Annotated in this window: 13 protein-coding genes; 8 read left to right on the top strand and 5 right to left on the bottom strand. The window is 41.5% G+C overall.

Annotation, left to right across the window (positions count from 1 at the left end):
• Nucleotides 1-240: 240 nt before the first annotated feature.
• On the bottom strand, nucleotides 241-1446 hold the full coding sequence (locus DUT68_RS05525; protein WP_113636555.1) for a FecR family protein: 1206 nt from the start codon (nucleotides 1444-1446) through the stop codon (nucleotides 241-243).
• A gap of 411 nt (nucleotides 1447-1857) precedes the next feature.
• Here DUT68_RS05525 and DUT68_RS05535 point away from each other — a divergent pair, with 411 nt between their 5' ends.
• The 6 genes from DUT68_RS05535 (at nucleotide 1858) to DUT68_RS05560 (ending at nucleotide 8145) form a co-directional block, all read left to right on the top strand.
• Nucleotides 1858-2703, top strand: a complete 846-nt coding sequence (locus DUT68_RS05535) for an RteC domain-containing protein (RefSeq protein ID WP_034735056.1) — start codon at nucleotides 1858-1860, stop codon at nucleotides 2701-2703.
• Between the two features lie 250 nt (nucleotides 2704-2953).
• On the top strand, nucleotides 2954-3307 hold the full coding sequence (locus DUT68_RS05540; RefSeq protein ID WP_013632656.1) for a helix-turn-helix domain-containing protein: 354 nt from the start codon (nucleotides 2954-2956) through the stop codon (nucleotides 3305-3307).
• A 12-nt stretch (nucleotides 3308-3319) separates the two neighbouring features.
• Nucleotides 3320-3628, top strand: a complete 309-nt coding sequence (locus DUT68_RS05545) for a helix-turn-helix domain-containing protein (RefSeq protein WP_002978404.1) — start codon at nucleotides 3320-3322, stop codon at nucleotides 3626-3628.
• An 85-nt stretch (nucleotides 3629-3713) separates the two neighbouring features.
• The gene (locus DUT68_RS05550) at nucleotides 3714-5174 is read left to right on the top strand and encodes a DUF3945 domain-containing protein (RefSeq protein WP_013632655.1); all 1461 of its coding nucleotides are present in this window, start codon (nucleotides 3714-3716) and stop codon (nucleotides 5172-5174) included.
• Nucleotides 5175-5180: 6 nt separating this feature from the next.
• Nucleotides 5181-7274 (top strand): type IA DNA topoisomerase, encoded by a 2094-nt coding sequence (locus tag DUT68_RS05555; protein ID WP_013632654.1) that lies wholly within the window; start codon nucleotides 5181-5183, stop codon nucleotides 7272-7274.
• Nucleotides 7264-8145, top strand: a complete 882-nt coding sequence (locus DUT68_RS05560; RefSeq protein WP_113637038.1) for an ORF6N domain-containing protein — start codon at nucleotides 7264-7266, stop codon at nucleotides 8143-8145. Before DUT68_RS05555 ends, DUT68_RS05560 begins: the two co-directional genes overlap by 11 nt.
• An 81-nt stretch (nucleotides 8146-8226) precedes the next feature.
• Here DUT68_RS05560 and arsB read toward each other — a convergent pair whose 3' ends face one another.
• From arsB to DUT68_RS05580, 4 genes are read right to left on the bottom strand one after another with little or no spacing between them, the layout of a single operon-like run.
• The gene (gene arsB / locus DUT68_RS05565) at nucleotides 8227-9255 is read right to left on the bottom strand and encodes an ACR3 family arsenite efflux transporter (protein WP_091098876.1); all 1029 of its coding nucleotides are present in this window, start codon (nucleotides 9253-9255) and stop codon (nucleotides 8227-8229) included.
• 3 nt (nucleotides 9256-9258) lie between these two features.
• Entirely contained in the window at nucleotides 9259-9873 is a 615-nt protein-coding gene (locus tag DUT68_RS05570; RefSeq protein ID WP_072885949.1) for a low molecular weight phosphatase family protein, read from the bottom strand.
• 19 nt (nucleotides 9874-9892) lie between these two features.
• Entirely contained in the window at nucleotides 9893-10357 is a 465-nt protein-coding gene (locus DUT68_RS05575; RefSeq protein WP_003002385.1) for a DUF6428 family protein, read from the bottom strand.
• Nucleotides 10358-10416: 59 nt separating this feature from the next.
• Nucleotides 10417-10746, bottom strand: a complete 330-nt coding sequence (locus DUT68_RS05580) for an ArsR/SmtB family transcription factor (RefSeq protein WP_047094742.1) — start codon at nucleotides 10744-10746, stop codon at nucleotides 10417-10419.
• A 226-nt stretch (nucleotides 10747-10972) separates the two neighbouring features.
• Between DUT68_RS05580 and DUT68_RS05585 the strand changes: the two genes are divergently transcribed.
• Both DUT68_RS05585 and DUT68_RS05590 read left to right on the top strand, forming a co-directional pair.
• Nucleotides 10973-11410, top strand: coding sequence for a DUF1896 domain-containing protein (locus DUT68_RS05585; RefSeq protein ID WP_091098871.1), 438 nt, complete (start codon nucleotides 10973-10975; stop codon nucleotides 11408-11410).
• Nucleotides 11397-16835 (top strand): N-6 DNA methylase, encoded by a 5439-nt coding sequence (locus DUT68_RS05590; RefSeq protein ID WP_113636558.1) that lies wholly within the window; start codon nucleotides 11397-11399, stop codon nucleotides 16833-16835. The genes DUT68_RS05585 and DUT68_RS05590 overlap by 14 nt, the downstream gene beginning before the upstream one ends.
• Nucleotides 16836-16837: the final 2 nt, after the last annotated feature.

Below are 16837 nucleotides of genomic sequence, written 5' to 3' on the forward strand. Positions count from 1 at the left end.
TTTTAATAAGCGATTTTGCATCAGAAAACTCAGATGCGGTACGCGGTTAATTCGATAATTGATTCCTAAGGATAAGCTAATATGTTAGGAATTTTGGAAACAGATACATTAAAAAGGGGTGTTGCGAGCACCTCTTTTTTTGTATGTTATCAGCTGGGATTAAGTGGGGAAATTTCTCTTCATAATTATAATTTGTTTGGGTTAGTTGTTTGTTTATTTTCTTATTGGTTTGGTCAGAACCTAATCTTTATCTTCTTTGTAAACGGTAATTTGATCGTTATTGATTTCAAATCTTACTTCACCGGTTTGCTCAAATTTTCTAAGCACTTTTGAAACATTTTCAAAACGGCTAATACTTCCATAATAGGTCACTGCTCTAGCTTCAGCGTCAGCATAAGTTACCTTAACGTTGTACCATCTTGCAATCTTCCTCATAATGCTTTCTTGCTTTTCATTATTAAACATGAAATAGCCATTTTTCCAGTCTATTGCTTCATCAGTATCAACCTCACGTACATCAATACCAGCCGTTGTTAGTACAGCTTGTTCACCCGGTTTTAATACTAGCGGCTCGGCAATGCCTTGGCTTGGACTCACTAAAACGCTACCTTCAAGCAGGGTAGTTTTAACCGTCATTTCATCGGAGTAGGAATTAATATTGAAGTGTGTTCCTAGCACTTGAACATCCTGCTTGCTAGTTTTAACTACAAACGGATGTAAAGGATCTTTTGCAATTTCAAAATAGGCTTCCCCTTTCAGTTCCACCATTCTATTTTTACCATTAGAAAATGCCAGTGGATAAGTTAACGATGAAGCCGCATTTAGCCAAACAGCAGAGCCGTCAGGCAATTTAACCTGCCACATGCCTCCTTTTGGGGTTTCTATGGTGTTAAAAGCTTGTTCTTGATTGCTATCTGAAGATGAATTTTTAACGGTATAAACTAACTGCCCGTCCGAGGTTTTAGTAATTGATAAACCGGCCTCTTCCACGATATCGCCATTGTTTACATCAGTTAATGATATCCGCTTACCATTAGCAAGTACTAATATCGCCTTATTTCCACCTGGAAGTGCATCAGAAGCATACTCACGTTTGCCAATATTCGCTAAAATATCTTTATTGGTAAAAAGATAAATTGATGTAGCAACTGCCAAAAACACCACTGCGGCAGCCGCCCAACGAATGAAGCTGCTTTTTTTCTTAGCTATGCGATGATTTTTATTAGCTATCCTAAGTTGAAATTTAGCAATAGCATCATTTTGATCAACTAAATTTAATGCTGCAGCCTTTCCAGATAACAACCAAATGCGCTCCATTTCTTTAAATAGTGCTTCATTTTTCGATGATTGAGACCTATAAATATCTACTTGAGATTTGTACAAAGCATTATTTGGATCATCCAAATACTTTGCAATTAATTCAAGTATATCGGGCGTTGCTGACATTTTGTTTGTTTAGTTGTATTGCTAAGACAAACGTAGTTGCTAAAACCCCTAGTGGTAATTTAGTTTTTTTCAAAAAAAGATTAATATAGCCCAAAGTGGCTAATAAAGAGTAGTTTACAAGAACCGAAAGTGCTATCGGTAACGATTTAGTAATGGTGCTTACTGCACTCGCTTTCATCTGATTACCTTGTAAATCATTACCGCAAATTTAATAAAAAAAAGGGTTAAGTCGTAGCGTACTTAACCCTTTTTTCTGCTTTTTCCAATATACATCATAAGGCGTTATAAAATAAATCTTCCCCAATATGGGGGCAACCTGTGATATTGGTTCCGATATTATTTCCAAGTTTTGACAAATAAACAAAAATGTAAATCCGAAACGTATGGTGTTAATCTCTAAAAATCTAAGCTATGGAAATCGTGTTGAACAAAATATTATCGGAAATTCAGCGTCAGGAAGATATGCTATCTTCTCAAATGATGCAAACTGCGGATGAGGCTTACCAAATGACCTTATTCTTAAAGGAAATGCTGTTTACTATAAAGATGAAAGTCTTGCAGACCGGATTTAAGGACGAACGGCAGGAAATCAATTTTTTCAAGAATATCAAACCGCAGATTTTAGGAAAACTTATTTATTACAATAAGGTATTCCGCATTGAAACTACCTGCCCCGTAAGTGCAGGGAGAATACACCAAAGTTATTTTGAAAACCAACTGAAAATTCTGAAATCCGAATACAAGGAAAGCATATCCAATGAGGATTTTTACAGGTACTATCGTGCAGGCAGAACTGACCGTGACCACAGTTATTTCAGGCTCGGAAAAATCAATTACCACGATGGTCTAAAAAGTAGTGTATTTGAAATTGACCTTAGCTTTTCTACTTATTACGATAACAAAGTTGCCCATATTATAGCCAATGAATTACTTTATACTTTCTTGCTTACCAAAATAAACCCTGAAAAAAATCCCGATACCATTTCAATAAACGGTGATGGAAACAAAGACATTTCGTGGACGAACTCGCAAAATGCACTGATAGAATTGATTTACGCCCTGTATGTTTCCAAATCTATTGCATACGGGAAAATAGGCATCAGGAAATTAGCATTGATTTTCCAAATCCTCTTCCGAACGCCCTTGAACGATATACATCATTCTTTCCACCGAATGAAAACAAGGGCAGGCTCCCGAACGGTGTTTTTAGACCAGCTCAAAATTTCCCTCGAAGAGTATATGGATAAAGACCTTTAGCAACATCAGCACGGGTGTTTGAAAGCAGTACACAAAATGTACTGCTTTTTCTTTGCCCATATATGCCAATTGGCATATATGGGCAAAAGGCTACTACAAAATAACCGAAACACGCTAAAACCCTTATTAAACAAGGGTTTTTCTCATTGCAAAAAATTTGAAAAAAAGTGCCAAACCAATGGGTACGCATTGGCAGACAAACACTGCCACACTTCTGAATTTTGTACTGTGAATATTAAACAATAGTGCAATGAACATTATAACAGTTGACGAAGAAGTGTGGAAGCACCTCAACGAACGGTTGAAAGCCATTAGCGAATATATCCTCAAACTGGAAGATACAAGCTACGATAGCTTATGGCTCAACAATCACGAAGTCTGCCAGTATCTCCACATCAGCGAAAAAACGTTGTGGCGTATGCGCACCAACGGGCAGATAGCTTTTTCAAAAATGTACGGGCAGTATTACTATACGATTGGTGCTATCAAGGAAATGCTCAACGCTAACGCCGTGCAGACGACCGATGAATATGTGGAGCAGCTTATGGCGAAAGGCAAAAGCTATATCGAGAAAGGCAGAAAGCTGAAATCAGGTAATCATTAAAAGCGTACCCGTATGAATATCGACAAAATGGAATTTGTGGCGTGGATGGAACGCATAATGGACAGGCTGGACATTCTTGGCAACCACATAGACGATTTACAAAAGAAGCGCAACAGCATAGACGGCGAAGAGTTACTGGATAATCAGGATTTATTGCAAATGCTGAAAATCAGTAACCGTTCCCTGCAACGGTATCGCTCCATAGGTAAGCTCCCTTATTATACCATTAGCGGAAAACTGTATTACAAGCTATCCGATGTGCATCAGTTCATCAGGGAAAGTTTTAACCCTCCGTTACCTAAACTGGATGCCAATAAGTGACAAACGCTGCCTTTGAGTGCCACATAAAGCAAATCAGTGAAGGCTTCCTTTACATTCGATCGTGAAATTGTGAAATTTTCAGATTATGAGCGAAGAAACAACTAATAAACAGGAAATGCCCGAACAGCTTTCGGACATCTTACTCGTACTGGATAAAGAGAAAATGAAAATCCAGGCAGTAAAGAGTATAGACGAAAACGGGAAAATGGAAACCGTTGACCCCACGAAGAAAAATCAAAACCAGTTTATGCGTGTGGATAAAAGCGGTGATTTCTTTTCCAACTTCTTTTCCAATTTTTTCAGCCAGTTAAAGAACCCTACAAACTTTACTTTCTTCAAAGTGCCTGCCTCGGTTGCTGCTGAAAAAGCAGAGGAATTACAAAAGCACGTAGATAAGCCCACTCCACAGGGCGAAAAAGTGCTGAAAGAACACGAAGTGAAAGCAGAACCCCAACCCGATAAAAAACAAGAAAATCAAAATAATATGGCAACAGCACAAACAACAACGGAAACAAGCGAATATCGCTACAAGCCGGAGCAGATTGATTGGGACACAATGAAAAACCTCGGATTGAGCAAAGAGTATCTTGAAAAAAGGAACCTGCTCGACCCTTTGTTACGAGGTTATAAAACCAATGAGCTTTTACCGATAGGTATCAACCTCGGGGGCTCTATCCTCCGCACGGATGCCCGCCTGTCTTTACAGCAAGCGGAAGACGGCAATGTTATCGTGGCAATACACGGTATCAAAAGAGAACCTAACCTCCACTTTGAATTTTTCGGTCACAAGTTTACGGACGAAGACAAGAAAAACCTGCTCGAAACGGGTAATATGGGGCGTGTCGTCAATTTGGTAAACTCCAAAACAGGCGACCTGATGCCGTCCATTATAAGTATTGACAGGCTGACCAATGACGTGGTTGCACTGCGCACGGAGTTTATAAAAATTCCCGATGAAATTAAGGGCGTAAAGCTGAATGACGAACAAAAACAAACGCTGATGGAGGGCAAACCGCTCTATTTAGAGGGTATGATTTCCTCGAAAGGAACGGAGTTTTCGGCAACTGTACAATTCAATGCGGACAAACGGTATGTTGAGTTCCTGTTTGACAGAAGCAACAACAATCAGCAGGCGCAAACGAACCAACAGAATACCCAACAAAGCAATCAGCAAAGCCAACCGCAAGAAGCTCCAAGAACTTTCAGGGGCAAAGAACTGGATGATGAGCAGTACAACAAGTTCAAAGCCGGACAAACCATATACGTTGAACTGAAAGACAAAAAAGACCAACCGTATAAGGGTTATATCACGTTCGACAAAGATACCGGAAAGACCAATTTTGAGTTTCCCGGTCAGTACAAAGCACGGGTAGAACCTGCCGAAACTCATAAAACACAAACTGCCGTCAATTCGGAGGGTAAAACCAACGAAGCGACCAAGAACGTCCAAGAGCCTTTGAAGTCCGGGCAGCAAAGACCGAAAAACGAGAAGCAGCAGGAGCAACAGGATAACAAGCCTGAAAAATCCAAAGGCAGAAAAATGTAATACAGTATGAAAACAATCATTGCAGAAAAACCAAGCGTAGCAAGGGAAATAGCCGGACTTGTGGGAGCATCCGATAAAAAGGATGGCTACCTGACAGGTAACGGCTATTTTGTTACGTGGGCATTCGGTCATTTAATAGGACTGGGAATGCCCGAAGATTACGGCATTTCGGGATTTGATAAAGCATCCCTGCCGATATTGCCCAACCCGTTTTTATTGACCGTCCGCAAGGTCAAAAAAGACAAAGGGTACACCGCCGATACTGGCGCATTAAAGCAACTGAAAGTCATTGAGCAGCTTTTTAAGCAAAGCAACAGCATCATCGTTGCTACCGATGCAGGTCGTGAGGGCGAACTCATTTTCAGGTACATTTATGAATACCTGAAATGCAACAAACCTTTTGAACGCCTTTGGATAAGTTCGCTTACCGAAAAGGCAATAAAGCAAGGCTTCAACAACCTAAAAGACGGGGCAGCATTTGACGGACTGTATCAGGCAGCGCAAGGCAGAAGCCGTGCCGACTGGCTTGTAGGCATCAATGCTACACAGGCATTGAGCATTGCCGCAGGCAATGGTATCTATTCGCTTGGAAGAGTGCAAACGCCCACACTGGCTTTGATATGCAAACGTTACCTCGACAATAAGAATTTCACGGTAAAGAAATACTGGCAGATACAATTAACGCACAACAAAGCCCAGGTTGATTTCAAAAGTATTTCCGCAACCAAATGGGACGAAAAGCAACTTGCTGATGATACCCTTAAAGCTATTCAGCGTGGCGCAACGGCAACCTTTACATCAGTAGAAACCAAAAGCGTTACAGAACAACCGCCCTTGCTTTTCGACCTGACAGGCTTACAAAAGGAAGCCAACAAAAGGCTGAAATTATCTGCTGAAGCAACGCTCAATATTGCGCAAAGCCTGTACGAAAAGAAGTTTATCACGTACCCACGTACCGGGAGCAAATACATCCCTGAAGATATGTGGGCAGAAATTCCAAACCTCGTGCGGGCATTGCAAAATCGTGAGGATTGCAAGCAAGCCCTTACCAAAATCAAATGGGGACGGTTCAACAAACGTATCGTGAATGACCTCCGTGTAACGGACCATCACGGTTTGTTGATTACGGACAAAGTGCCGTCCGTACTTAATGCAGACGAAAACAAGATTTACAATATGATTGCGCTTCGCTTGCTTGAAGCCATATCGCAAGCCTGTGTCAAAGAAATAACCGATGTATCATTACAGGTATTGCATTACGACTTTACGGCAAAAGGCTGTAAAATTCAGGAAGCGGGTTGGCGTTCCATAAAAGGAAGTTTTACCGATGACGGCGAAGAGCCAGTGCAGGAATTACCTGAACTGCATAAAGGCGACGAACTTGCCATAAAGGAAGCCGCAGTTTTGGAAAAGCAGACCAAACCACCAGTGCTTTACACCGAAGCCGGGCTTTTGTCGGCTATGGAAACCGCAGGGAAAGAAATTGAGAACGAAGAAGAACGCAAAGCCCTCAAAAATATCGGCATCGGTACTCCTGCAACAAGAGCCGCCATTATCGAAACCCTGTTTACCCGTAATTATATCCAACGGGATAAACGTTCTTTAATCCCTACGGAAAAAGGATTGCAGGTGTACGGGCTTGTAAAAGACCGGAAAATTGCAGACGTGGCAATGACTGCCGAATGGGAATTGGCGTTACAGAAAATAGAAAATAACGAAGCGGATGCCGGAACATTCCAAAAGGAAATGGAAACCTATGCCAAATCTATTACCGATGAATTGCTACAAACCTCTATTGCAAGCACCAACCAACCCAAACTAACCTGCCCGAAATGCAAAAGTCAGCAGCTTATTATCCGTGACAAGATTGTGAAATGCCCTGATGAGGCTTGTAACTGGGTACAGTTCCGCACCGTCTGCGGTGTACAAATCAGTATCGAAAATGTAACAAACCTTGTCAATAAAGGCAAAACCTCTCTTATCAAAGGAATGACAAGCAAAGCCGGAAAGAAATTCGATGCTTACATCATTCTGAAAGAAAACGCTGAAAGTTCCTTTGAGTTTGAAAAAAACAAAAGCAGTAAACGCAATGGAAAATAAACCGTCAATCGTACCCAAAGAAATCAGGAACCTGATTTATACTATCCGGGGCAAACAGGTAATGTTGGATAGCGACCTCGCTGCCTTATATCAGGTAGAAACAAAGAACCTGAACAAAGCTGTTAAAAGAAATATTAAGCGTTTTCCTGTATCATTCTGCTTTCAACTGACCGAAGAGGAAGTTGAAAACTTGAGGTTCCAAATTGGAACCTCAAGTTTAAATTACGGCGGCAGACGTTATTTGCCCTATGCTTTTACGGAACAAGGCGTTGCAATGGGATCTGCCATACTTCGTTCTGATATAGCCGTTAAAATGAGTGTGGAAATAATGGAAGCCTTTGTAGAAATGCGGCGTATGCTCATCAGCAACGCTTCTTTGTTTCATCGTTTGGACAATATCGAGTTAAAGCAACTGGAAGCCGACCAAAAATTTGAAGAGATTTTTAAGGCTTTGGAAAGCGACAAGCTGCACAGCGAAAAAGGCATTTTCTACAACGGGCAGATTTTTGATGCCTACGCCTTTGTTTCCGATATTATCCGTAGTGCCAAAAGCTCTGTTATCCTGCTTGATAATTATGTGGATGATACGGTGCTTACCTTGTTGGGTAAGCGTAAGACTAATGTAACCGCTACAATCCTTACCAAAAGTATCAGCAATCAGTTACGGTTAGACTTACAACGCTACAATAGCCAATATCCTCCGATAGAAATTGAAGTGTTTTCCGACGCCCACGACCGTTTTTTGATTATTGACCATACAGAACTCTACCATATAGGGGCATCGCTCAAAGACCTGGGCAAAAAATGGTTTGCTTTTTCAAGAATGGATATTGAAGTCGGCAGGATGCTTCAAATATTGAACAAGCCGTAAAAAATGAACCTCCGAATTATCGGAGGTTCATTTTTAGTTTTTTTATGCTTCAAAATGCTCTAATACGTTCTTAAATAACCTTTAGTAATATTTCTTCTTTAGCCATAAACTTGCTTTTACCAACAGTATCAGTACAGGTACTTCTACCAACGGTCCTATAACGCCCACAAATGCCTGTGGAGAATGAATACCGAAAACCGCTATTGCTACGGCTATTGCCAATTCAAAATTGTTTCCTGTGGCTGTAAATGCGATGGATGCGTTTTTGTCGTAAGGAACGTTTAAAGATTTATTGATAAAGAAGCTGACAAAAAACATTAGTACAAAATAGATGATTAACGGTATGGCTACTTTTACTACATCCATTGGCAGTTCTAATATTTTATCGCCTTTCAGACTGAACATTAATACGATTGTAAACAGTAAAGCATATAATGTAATGGGCGATATTCGAGGTACAAATTTCCTGTTATACCATTCTATTCCTTTTGACTTTACCAATGCGTAACGGCTTATAAAACCTGCTAAGAAAGGAATGCCTAAGTATATTAATACGCTTTCGGTTACGTCTTTCATTGATACGCTTACATTGAAATTGGCTACTCCTAATTTGCTTGGTAATACATTAATGAATAACCAAACTAAGAAGCTATAAGAAATTATCTGAAAGATGCTGTTTAATGCAACTAACATAGCTGTGTATTCTCTGTTTGCTTTAGCTAAATCGCTCCATACGATTACCATTGCGATACATCTTGCCAAACCTATCAATATCAAGCCTGTCATATAATCGGGTTCATTACGTAAAAACAAAACGGCTAATCCGAACATCAATATTGTACCGATAACCCAATTGAGCAATAAGGATATGCCGATTACTTTTTTATCCTTAAATGCTTGGGGCAATAATGAATAATCCACTTTTGCCAATGGCGGGTACATCATCAGTATCAGACCTATTGCCAAAGGAACGTTTGTAGTGCCTACGGATAAAGCATTTGTAATTTTTGATATTCCCGGAAAGAAATACCCTAAACCTATACCTGCTGCCATTGCAAGGAATATCCATAAGGTAAGGTAACGGTCAAGAAATTTTAGTTTTGGTTGCATTGGTTATTGACTGACTTTTGAAAAAACATAAAACATTTCCGTTGCTATCTGTAAACTTCTTTCTGCATATACCTGTGATTGCTCCGGTGTATTGTCTGAAATTTTAGGGTCTTCAAATGTGATAGGTATCCTTTTTTCTGCACCTGCAATAAATGGACATCCACCGTCTGCCTGTGAACAGGTCATAATGGCTGTAAATGCTGATACTGGGTTGAAAGGACTATCGTACTTTTTTGAAAAGCCGATAACAGGCAAAGCATTATCGCTGTATTTTATGGCATATACAGGGTTATTAGTATCTGCGATTTTGAAAATGTTAAACCCCTGATTAGTCAATGTTTCTGCAACTTTCGGAAATAGTGACGTTTCTTCCGTACCGCCCGAATAACAATGTACATTTGGTATATTAAAATGTGCTGACGCTACCTGTGCCCAAACCTGTGATAAATGGCTTCTTCGGGAATTGTGGGTACAGATGAAATTGATATTTATATCCTGCCTGTCGTTTACTTTTTGCTGTATAAAATCAATCAGCGGTTGTAATACGGCTTTACGTTCTTCGCTGATGCTTTGTACATCAATTTTGTTGTTAATGATTTCGATTAGTTTTTGATACATCGCATTTTGTTTTTAGTGTTTAGCAACATCCCGAATTTGGTGTACAGCAAGCATTATTCAGCTCTGATAATTTTACCTTTTGCTTTTCGGCAGGAATACCGCAAGCATCACTTGCCAGGCAAGCGGTTTGCTTGTTTTTCAGTACAAAATGGTTTCCGTTAAAATTCAAATCGTATTTACCAACCGTTTCGCTTTGGTATTCTACTTCTATTTCGGCATCTTCAATACCCAACTTTTCTTCGGATAGCTTAATGATGTTTAATAGCTTTGTTGGCTTTAATCGGTGTTCAAAATCGTTGGCATTCCATAATTGGAAATTGACAACTTTTTCGTTTCTAATTGTTCCGCCACAATCAATGAAGTGTTTTGTAATAACACCTATCTCGGTAACGTGAAAGTGTTCGGGTACAAATGTTCCGTTCTCTAATTGAAATTCAACATTATCCAATGCTGGTAAGATTTCTTTGATGTTTGATAGTTTCATTATTTTTTTATTTAATTGTTATATTGCTTTATTGCGATTAATGTGCTTAAAAAAAATGCTTAACAGCATTTATCAACCTCTACATTATCTATAAAGAAAGCATTGAGTTCCTTTTTAATCTGCTGCCAAACATTTTCATCAATACAGTAGCACACACTTGTCCCTTCTATATTGCCTTTGATGATACCAATGTTTTTAAGCTCTTTTAAATGTTGTGAAATCGTAGCCTGCGCCAATCCTAATTCTTCCACTAAGTCATTACAAATGCAAGCATTCTGCTTGATGATGTATTGCAGGATAGCTATACGGGCAGGATGAGCCAGTGCCTTTAAAGTGGTTGCCAAGCTGTTTTGCTGTTCTGTAAATATTTCTGTTTTTGTTACGCCCATCTTATTTGTAATAATATATCGCAATATTACGATAAATATTTAAACCACAAAAGTAGTTTGTGAAAAAACATATAGCCAAGCACCAATTCTGTATAAATAATCAGTTCAATTTTCTATTGTAAATCGCCAAATCCTGCCTTTCAAAGCCAAACGCTGCAACATTATCAAAGGCATTTGCTCCTGCTTATAATTTTAGGATTTAAGTAAAATTCTAATCAAAATAAGTATGGATGTACAGCAAAAAGACCTGTCGTATTTCAGATTACGACTGCAAGAATTATTAAACAGCAGCTTTCCCGAAAAGGCACACGACCAAAAATTTATTGACCAACGGTCTTCGTGGGCTGCCAATGCTTATGAGGGTGCTTTCCGTTCGGGAAACGCCGTTGAGCAATGCGACGAAATAGCCAACTACATACTTTTTGAGGGCTTGCACTTCTCCAAGTTCAACACGGTTTTCAAAGTGGTATGCAATGAGTTTGATGCCATAATGGCAGACGAGGAGCTGCGACCGTTCGCCCTTAAAATGTTCCCCGTTTGTGAGCCTGTTTTCGCAGGATATGAATTAACCGATGATTTCGCCAACGGAAATGAGTTTGATGTACTCTATACCGAACTGACCGGAACCATCTCAATATGGATTGAGGAAAATGGGCTTCAGTAAGCGGTTCCATCTCCAACAGAATATTGATGCCCTGCGAATTGTTTTTAAACTGGAAAAGGAGAAACGGCAAGCCACCGTAGGCGAAAGACTGCTAATGATGCGATACAGCGGATTTGGCGGTCTTAAATTCGTTCTGAACCCCGTAGAAAACGAAATAGACATCAATCATTGGAGAAAAACAGAACACGACCTTTTTCCACTCACGCAGGAACTCCACCAACTACTCAAAGAAAATTCCGAAGACGATAAGCAATACCGCAAGTATGTGGATAGTATGAAAAGTTCCGTACTGACGGCTTTTTATACCCCACCAAAAGTTATAGATGCCATTTCATCTGCCTTGCGGGATAATGGTCTGCACATTGATAAATTCCTCGAACCCTCCGCAGGTATCGGTTCATTCATCCAATCCTTTTCGGAAAATCAGAAAGCCAGTGTTACCGCTTATGAAAAGGACTTGCTTACAGGCAAGATTTTAAAGCAGCTTTACCCCGAAAGCAATATCCGTATAAACGGCTTTGAGGAAATCCCCGAAAGGGAACAAAACACCTATGATGTAATCGCCAGTAATATCCCTTTTGGCGATACTTCCGTATTTGACCTTTCTTATTCACGCAGTAGAAACAGCGCAAAGGAACAAGCTGCCCGAAGCATACACAATTACTTTTTTCTGAAAGGTGCTGATATGCTCCGTGAGGGCGGTTTGTTGGCTTACATCACTTCACAGGGCATTCTGAACAGCCCTAAGAACGAACCCATACGCAGGGCGTTGATGCAGGATAATAATTTGGTTTCGGTTGTAAGATTGCCTAACAACCTGTTTACCGAATATGCAGGTACGGAAGTCGGCAGCGACCTGATTATCCTGCAAAAAAATACGGCAAAAGAAAATCTGACCGACAGGGAAGATCTGTTTTGCCAAAGCAAGCCATCTGAATACAATACGCCTGGCAATGCGCTCTTTCAGGACAGTACAAGAATTATCCATACCGACCAAAAATTAGATACCGACCCATACGGGCAACCTGCCTTAATCTATACGCATAAAGACGGTGTTGAGGGCATTGCCAAAGATTTGAAGCAAATGCTTTCCGAAGATTTTGGAAAGCATCTGAATTTGAGTTTATACAAAGGCGAACAGAACGACGAGCCTGTTATACAAATTCCTATTGAACCAAAAGTTACACCTCCGGTCATAGACCCTGTAATCATTCAGCAAAAGCCGCAACCTGTACCTACTTCGGTAGTCCGTCAGGAAAGCCCGCAGGAATTAAAGCAACTAAGCATTTTTGACTTGTTTGAAAGTGCGGGAGAACCTGTAATGGTTCTTGCTCCACCTAAAAGAACTACCCAAGCCAAAAGGCAAAGCACTAAAAAAAGAAGAGGTACAATAGGTCGTCAGCCCGACCTGTTCAGCAGTGCAAGGCAGCAGCCCTATACACCGCTAAAATCCAATGGTGATATTAACGGAACCGACCAGGTTAACGGCAAAAAACAGGAAGCTATCAGCGACCTGTTTTCACAAATAAACGGAAATGGCCAGTCTGATAAGACAGCCATTACCGCTATCAATATTAATGCTATTCCTGAACCTGCCCCGTATAGTGGCGAACTGCAATCATTCCATCGGAATGATTGCCTTGTGGTGGATAACGGTTGGGTCGGCTATTTGCAAGAGGTGGATAAGGAAGACAAAAAAGCTATCTTTCATCCATTGCAATTGCCGTCGGCACAGAAAGCAAGAGCCGAAGCCTACATAGCTGTAAGGGACAGTTATATCAACCTGTACCAAAAAGAAGCTGAAAAGCAGACCGAACACAAGGCAGAACGGGAAACCCTGAACCTCCTGTACGATGGCTTTGTCAAAAAATACGGTAATCTCAATGCTGCCGACAATGCCAAGCTGATAAAGACAGACAGCGCAGGTAAAGAAATTCCTTATCTGGAGCGTATCATTGGCGGCATAATCCATAAAGCGGATATATTCAGCCGTCCTGTTAGTTTCTCTACGACCACGTTAGCAACCGATAATCCCGAAGAGGCATTAGCCGCCTCGCTGAATAAATACGGCAACGTGGATTTGGACTTTATGTCCGAAATCAGCAGCCTGCCTGCCGATACCCTGAAAGAAGCCTTACACGGGCGGTTGTTCTACAATCCGCTACAACAGGAATACGAAATAGCCGAACGGTGGATTGCAGGCAACGTAGTTGAGAAAGCCGATGACGTAAGAGCCTATCTTGAAAACAATCCTGATGATACCGAAGCCAAAGAAAGCCTTACCGCTTTAGAGGAAGCCCGACCAAAACGGATTGAATTTGAGGAGTTGGATTTTAATCTCGGCGAACGGTGGATACCTACCGGAATTTATGCCCGTTTCGCTTCGCACCTGTTCGATGCGGATGTACTGGTTCATTACTCCGAAAGCTCCGACGACTTTTCTGTGAAATGTCATCGGGGCAATATGCACATTTGGGAAAAATATGCTGTCAAAGCGGAAAGCCGAACATTTGACGGTATTGCCCTGCTCAAACACGCCCTTGTCAATACTACGCCTGATATAACCAAAAAAGTGATGGTTGGCGACCAAGAGGTCAAAGTACGGGATATGGAAGCCATACAAATGGCGAACACCAAGATTGATGAAATCCGTACCGCTTTTACCGACTGGCTACACGCACAGAACGATGAGTTTAAAAACAGGCTGACCGACCAGTACAACGACACCTTTAACTGTTTCGTTCGCCCGAACTATGACGGAAGCCATCAGGAATTTCCGGGATTAGACCGCAAGGGTGCAGGCATTGAAGACCTGTATTCAAGCCAAAAGGACACGGTTTGGATGATAAAACTGAACAACGGTGCTATCTGCGACCACGAAGTAGGCGCAGGAAAAACGCTAATAATGTGTACCGCAGCGCAGGAAATGAAGCGTTTGGGATTAGCCCATAAACCGATGATAATCGGACTGAAAGCCAATATACCTGCTATTGCTGAAGACTACCGAAAAGCCTATCCACACGCAAAAATCCTTTATCCAGGTATTGATGATTTTACGCCTAAAAAACGCCTGCGGATTTTCGGGGATATTAAAAACAACGATTGGGATTGTGTGATACTCACGCACGACCAGTTCGGAATGATACCTCAATCGCCCGAAATACAAAAGGAAATCCTCGAAATAGAATTAGACAGCGTAGAGCGCAACCTCGATGCCCTGAAATCGCAAGGCAAGGAAGTGACAAGGGGAATGCTCGCCGGGGTAATCAAACGAAAAGAAAATCTTGAAGTAAAGCTGAAAACGCTGCAACACGATATTGAAAACCGCAAAGATGATATTGTGGACTTTAAGATGATGGGCATAGACCATTTGTTTGTGGACGAAAGCCACCAATTCAAAAACCTGATGTTCAACACCCGTCATACACGGGTTGCCGGATTGGGTAACGTGGACGGCAGCCAAAAGGCACTGAACCTGCTTTTTGCAATCCGCACCATTCAGGAGCGTACCAATGCGGATATGGGCGCAACCTTTCTTTCGGGTACGACCATCAGCAATTCATTAACGGAGCTGTACCTACTGTTCAAATATCTGCGTCCCCGTGCATTGGAAAAACAGGGCATTCATTCTTTTGATGCGTGGGCAGCTATCTATGCAAGGAAAACGACCGATTATGAATTTTCGGTAGCTAACAATATTGTAGCAAAAGAGCGTTTCCGCTACTTTATCAAAGTGCCGGAACTTGCGCAGTTCTATTCTGAAATCACGGATTACAGAACGGCAAAGGATATTGGTATTGACCGACCCAACAAGAACGAGGTATTATACAATATACCGCCAACGCCCGACCAAGAAGCCTTTATCCAAAGCCTGATGGCTTTTGCCAAAACGGGCGATGCTACTTTGCTCGGAAGAGAACCATTATCGCAAAGGGAAGAAAAAGCAAAGATGCTCATTGCGACGGACTATGCCCGTAAGATGTCGCTCGATATGCGTATGGTAAGTGGTATATACGACGACCATCCCGACAACAAGGCTTCGCATTGTGCGGTAAATATCGCCAAGTATTACAACCAGTTCAACGCACAGAAAGGAACGCAGTTCGTTTTCTCCGATTTGGGAACCTACAAGCCCGGCGAATGGAACGTGTACTCCGAAATAAAACGCAAACTCGTGGAGGACCACGGCATACCTGCGCACGAAGTAAGGTTTATTCAGGAAGCGAAAAATGATAAGCAACGTAAGGAACTTATCAACGGAATGAACGAGGGCAAAATCCGTGTACTGTTCGGTTCTACAAGTATGCTCGGAACTGGCGTAAACGCACAGAAAAGAGCTGTTGCCGTTCATCATTTAGATACACCGTGGCGACCGTCTGACCTTGCCCAAAGGGACGGGCGGGCAATCAGAAAAGGCAATGAGATTGCCAAATTCTTTGCCGATAATAAAGTTGCTGTGATTATCTATGCAGTTGAAAAATCGTTGGACAGTTACAAATTCAACCTGCTGTATAATAAGCAGCTTTTCATCGACCAGTTAAAGACTAACAACCTGACCAAAAGAACGATTGACGAGGGAAGTATGGACGAAAAATCGGGAATGAACTTTTCGGAATATGTGGCAATCCTGTCAGGAAATACAGACCTGTTGGATAAAGCCAAACTGGAAAAACAGATTGCCGGACTGGAAAGCGAAAAGCAGGCGTTCAACCGCTCTAAATCCAGTGCCAAATTTAAGGTACAGGATTATATGGAAATGTTGCAAAGCACTCAATCCCGTTTGAGCCGGATGAGTACCGACTGGGAAAACTTACAGCAACGCCTGCAAAAGCGTTCGGACGGTACAATCGAAAACCCTGTGCTGTTAGATGGCTTGCCGCCCAATGCAAATCCGAAACAAATAGGCGCAAAACTGAACGAGATTGCGAACAAAGCCCGCACGGCAGGCGACTATCGTGAAATAGGCAACCTCTACGGGTTTCAATTATTGGTTAAAACAGAACTTCCAAAGGATAATTCAACACTCGAAAGGGTCAATAGATTTTTTATAACTGGCGAGGGCAATATCAAGTACACCTACAATAACGGTCTGATGGCAAAAGACCCCGAAACCGCCGCAATGAATTTTTTAAGGGCTTTGGAAAAACTGCCGGGCTTTGTGAAGCAGGAGCAGGAGAAAATCGCTGAAATACAAAAAGACCTGCCGATACTTCAGGAAGTGGTTAACGGTACTTGGGCTAAGGAAAGTCGATTGAGTGAGCTTAAAACGGAACTGGCTGCCGTAGAAAGAAAGATACAGCTATCTATTACGCCGGAAACCAAACAAGATGCTTCGGAGCAGGCAGAAAAGCAGAATGAAGCCCCAAAGGTGCAGGAAAGCATTATACGGACAAAAGGCGTTCATTCACCTCGTGGCGTATTATAATA

The organism is Pedobacter zeaxanthinifaciens (assembly GCF_003313335.1).
Lineage (GTDB): Bacteria > Bacteroidota > Bacteroidia > Sphingobacteriales > Sphingobacteriaceae > Pedobacter > Pedobacter zeaxanthinifaciens.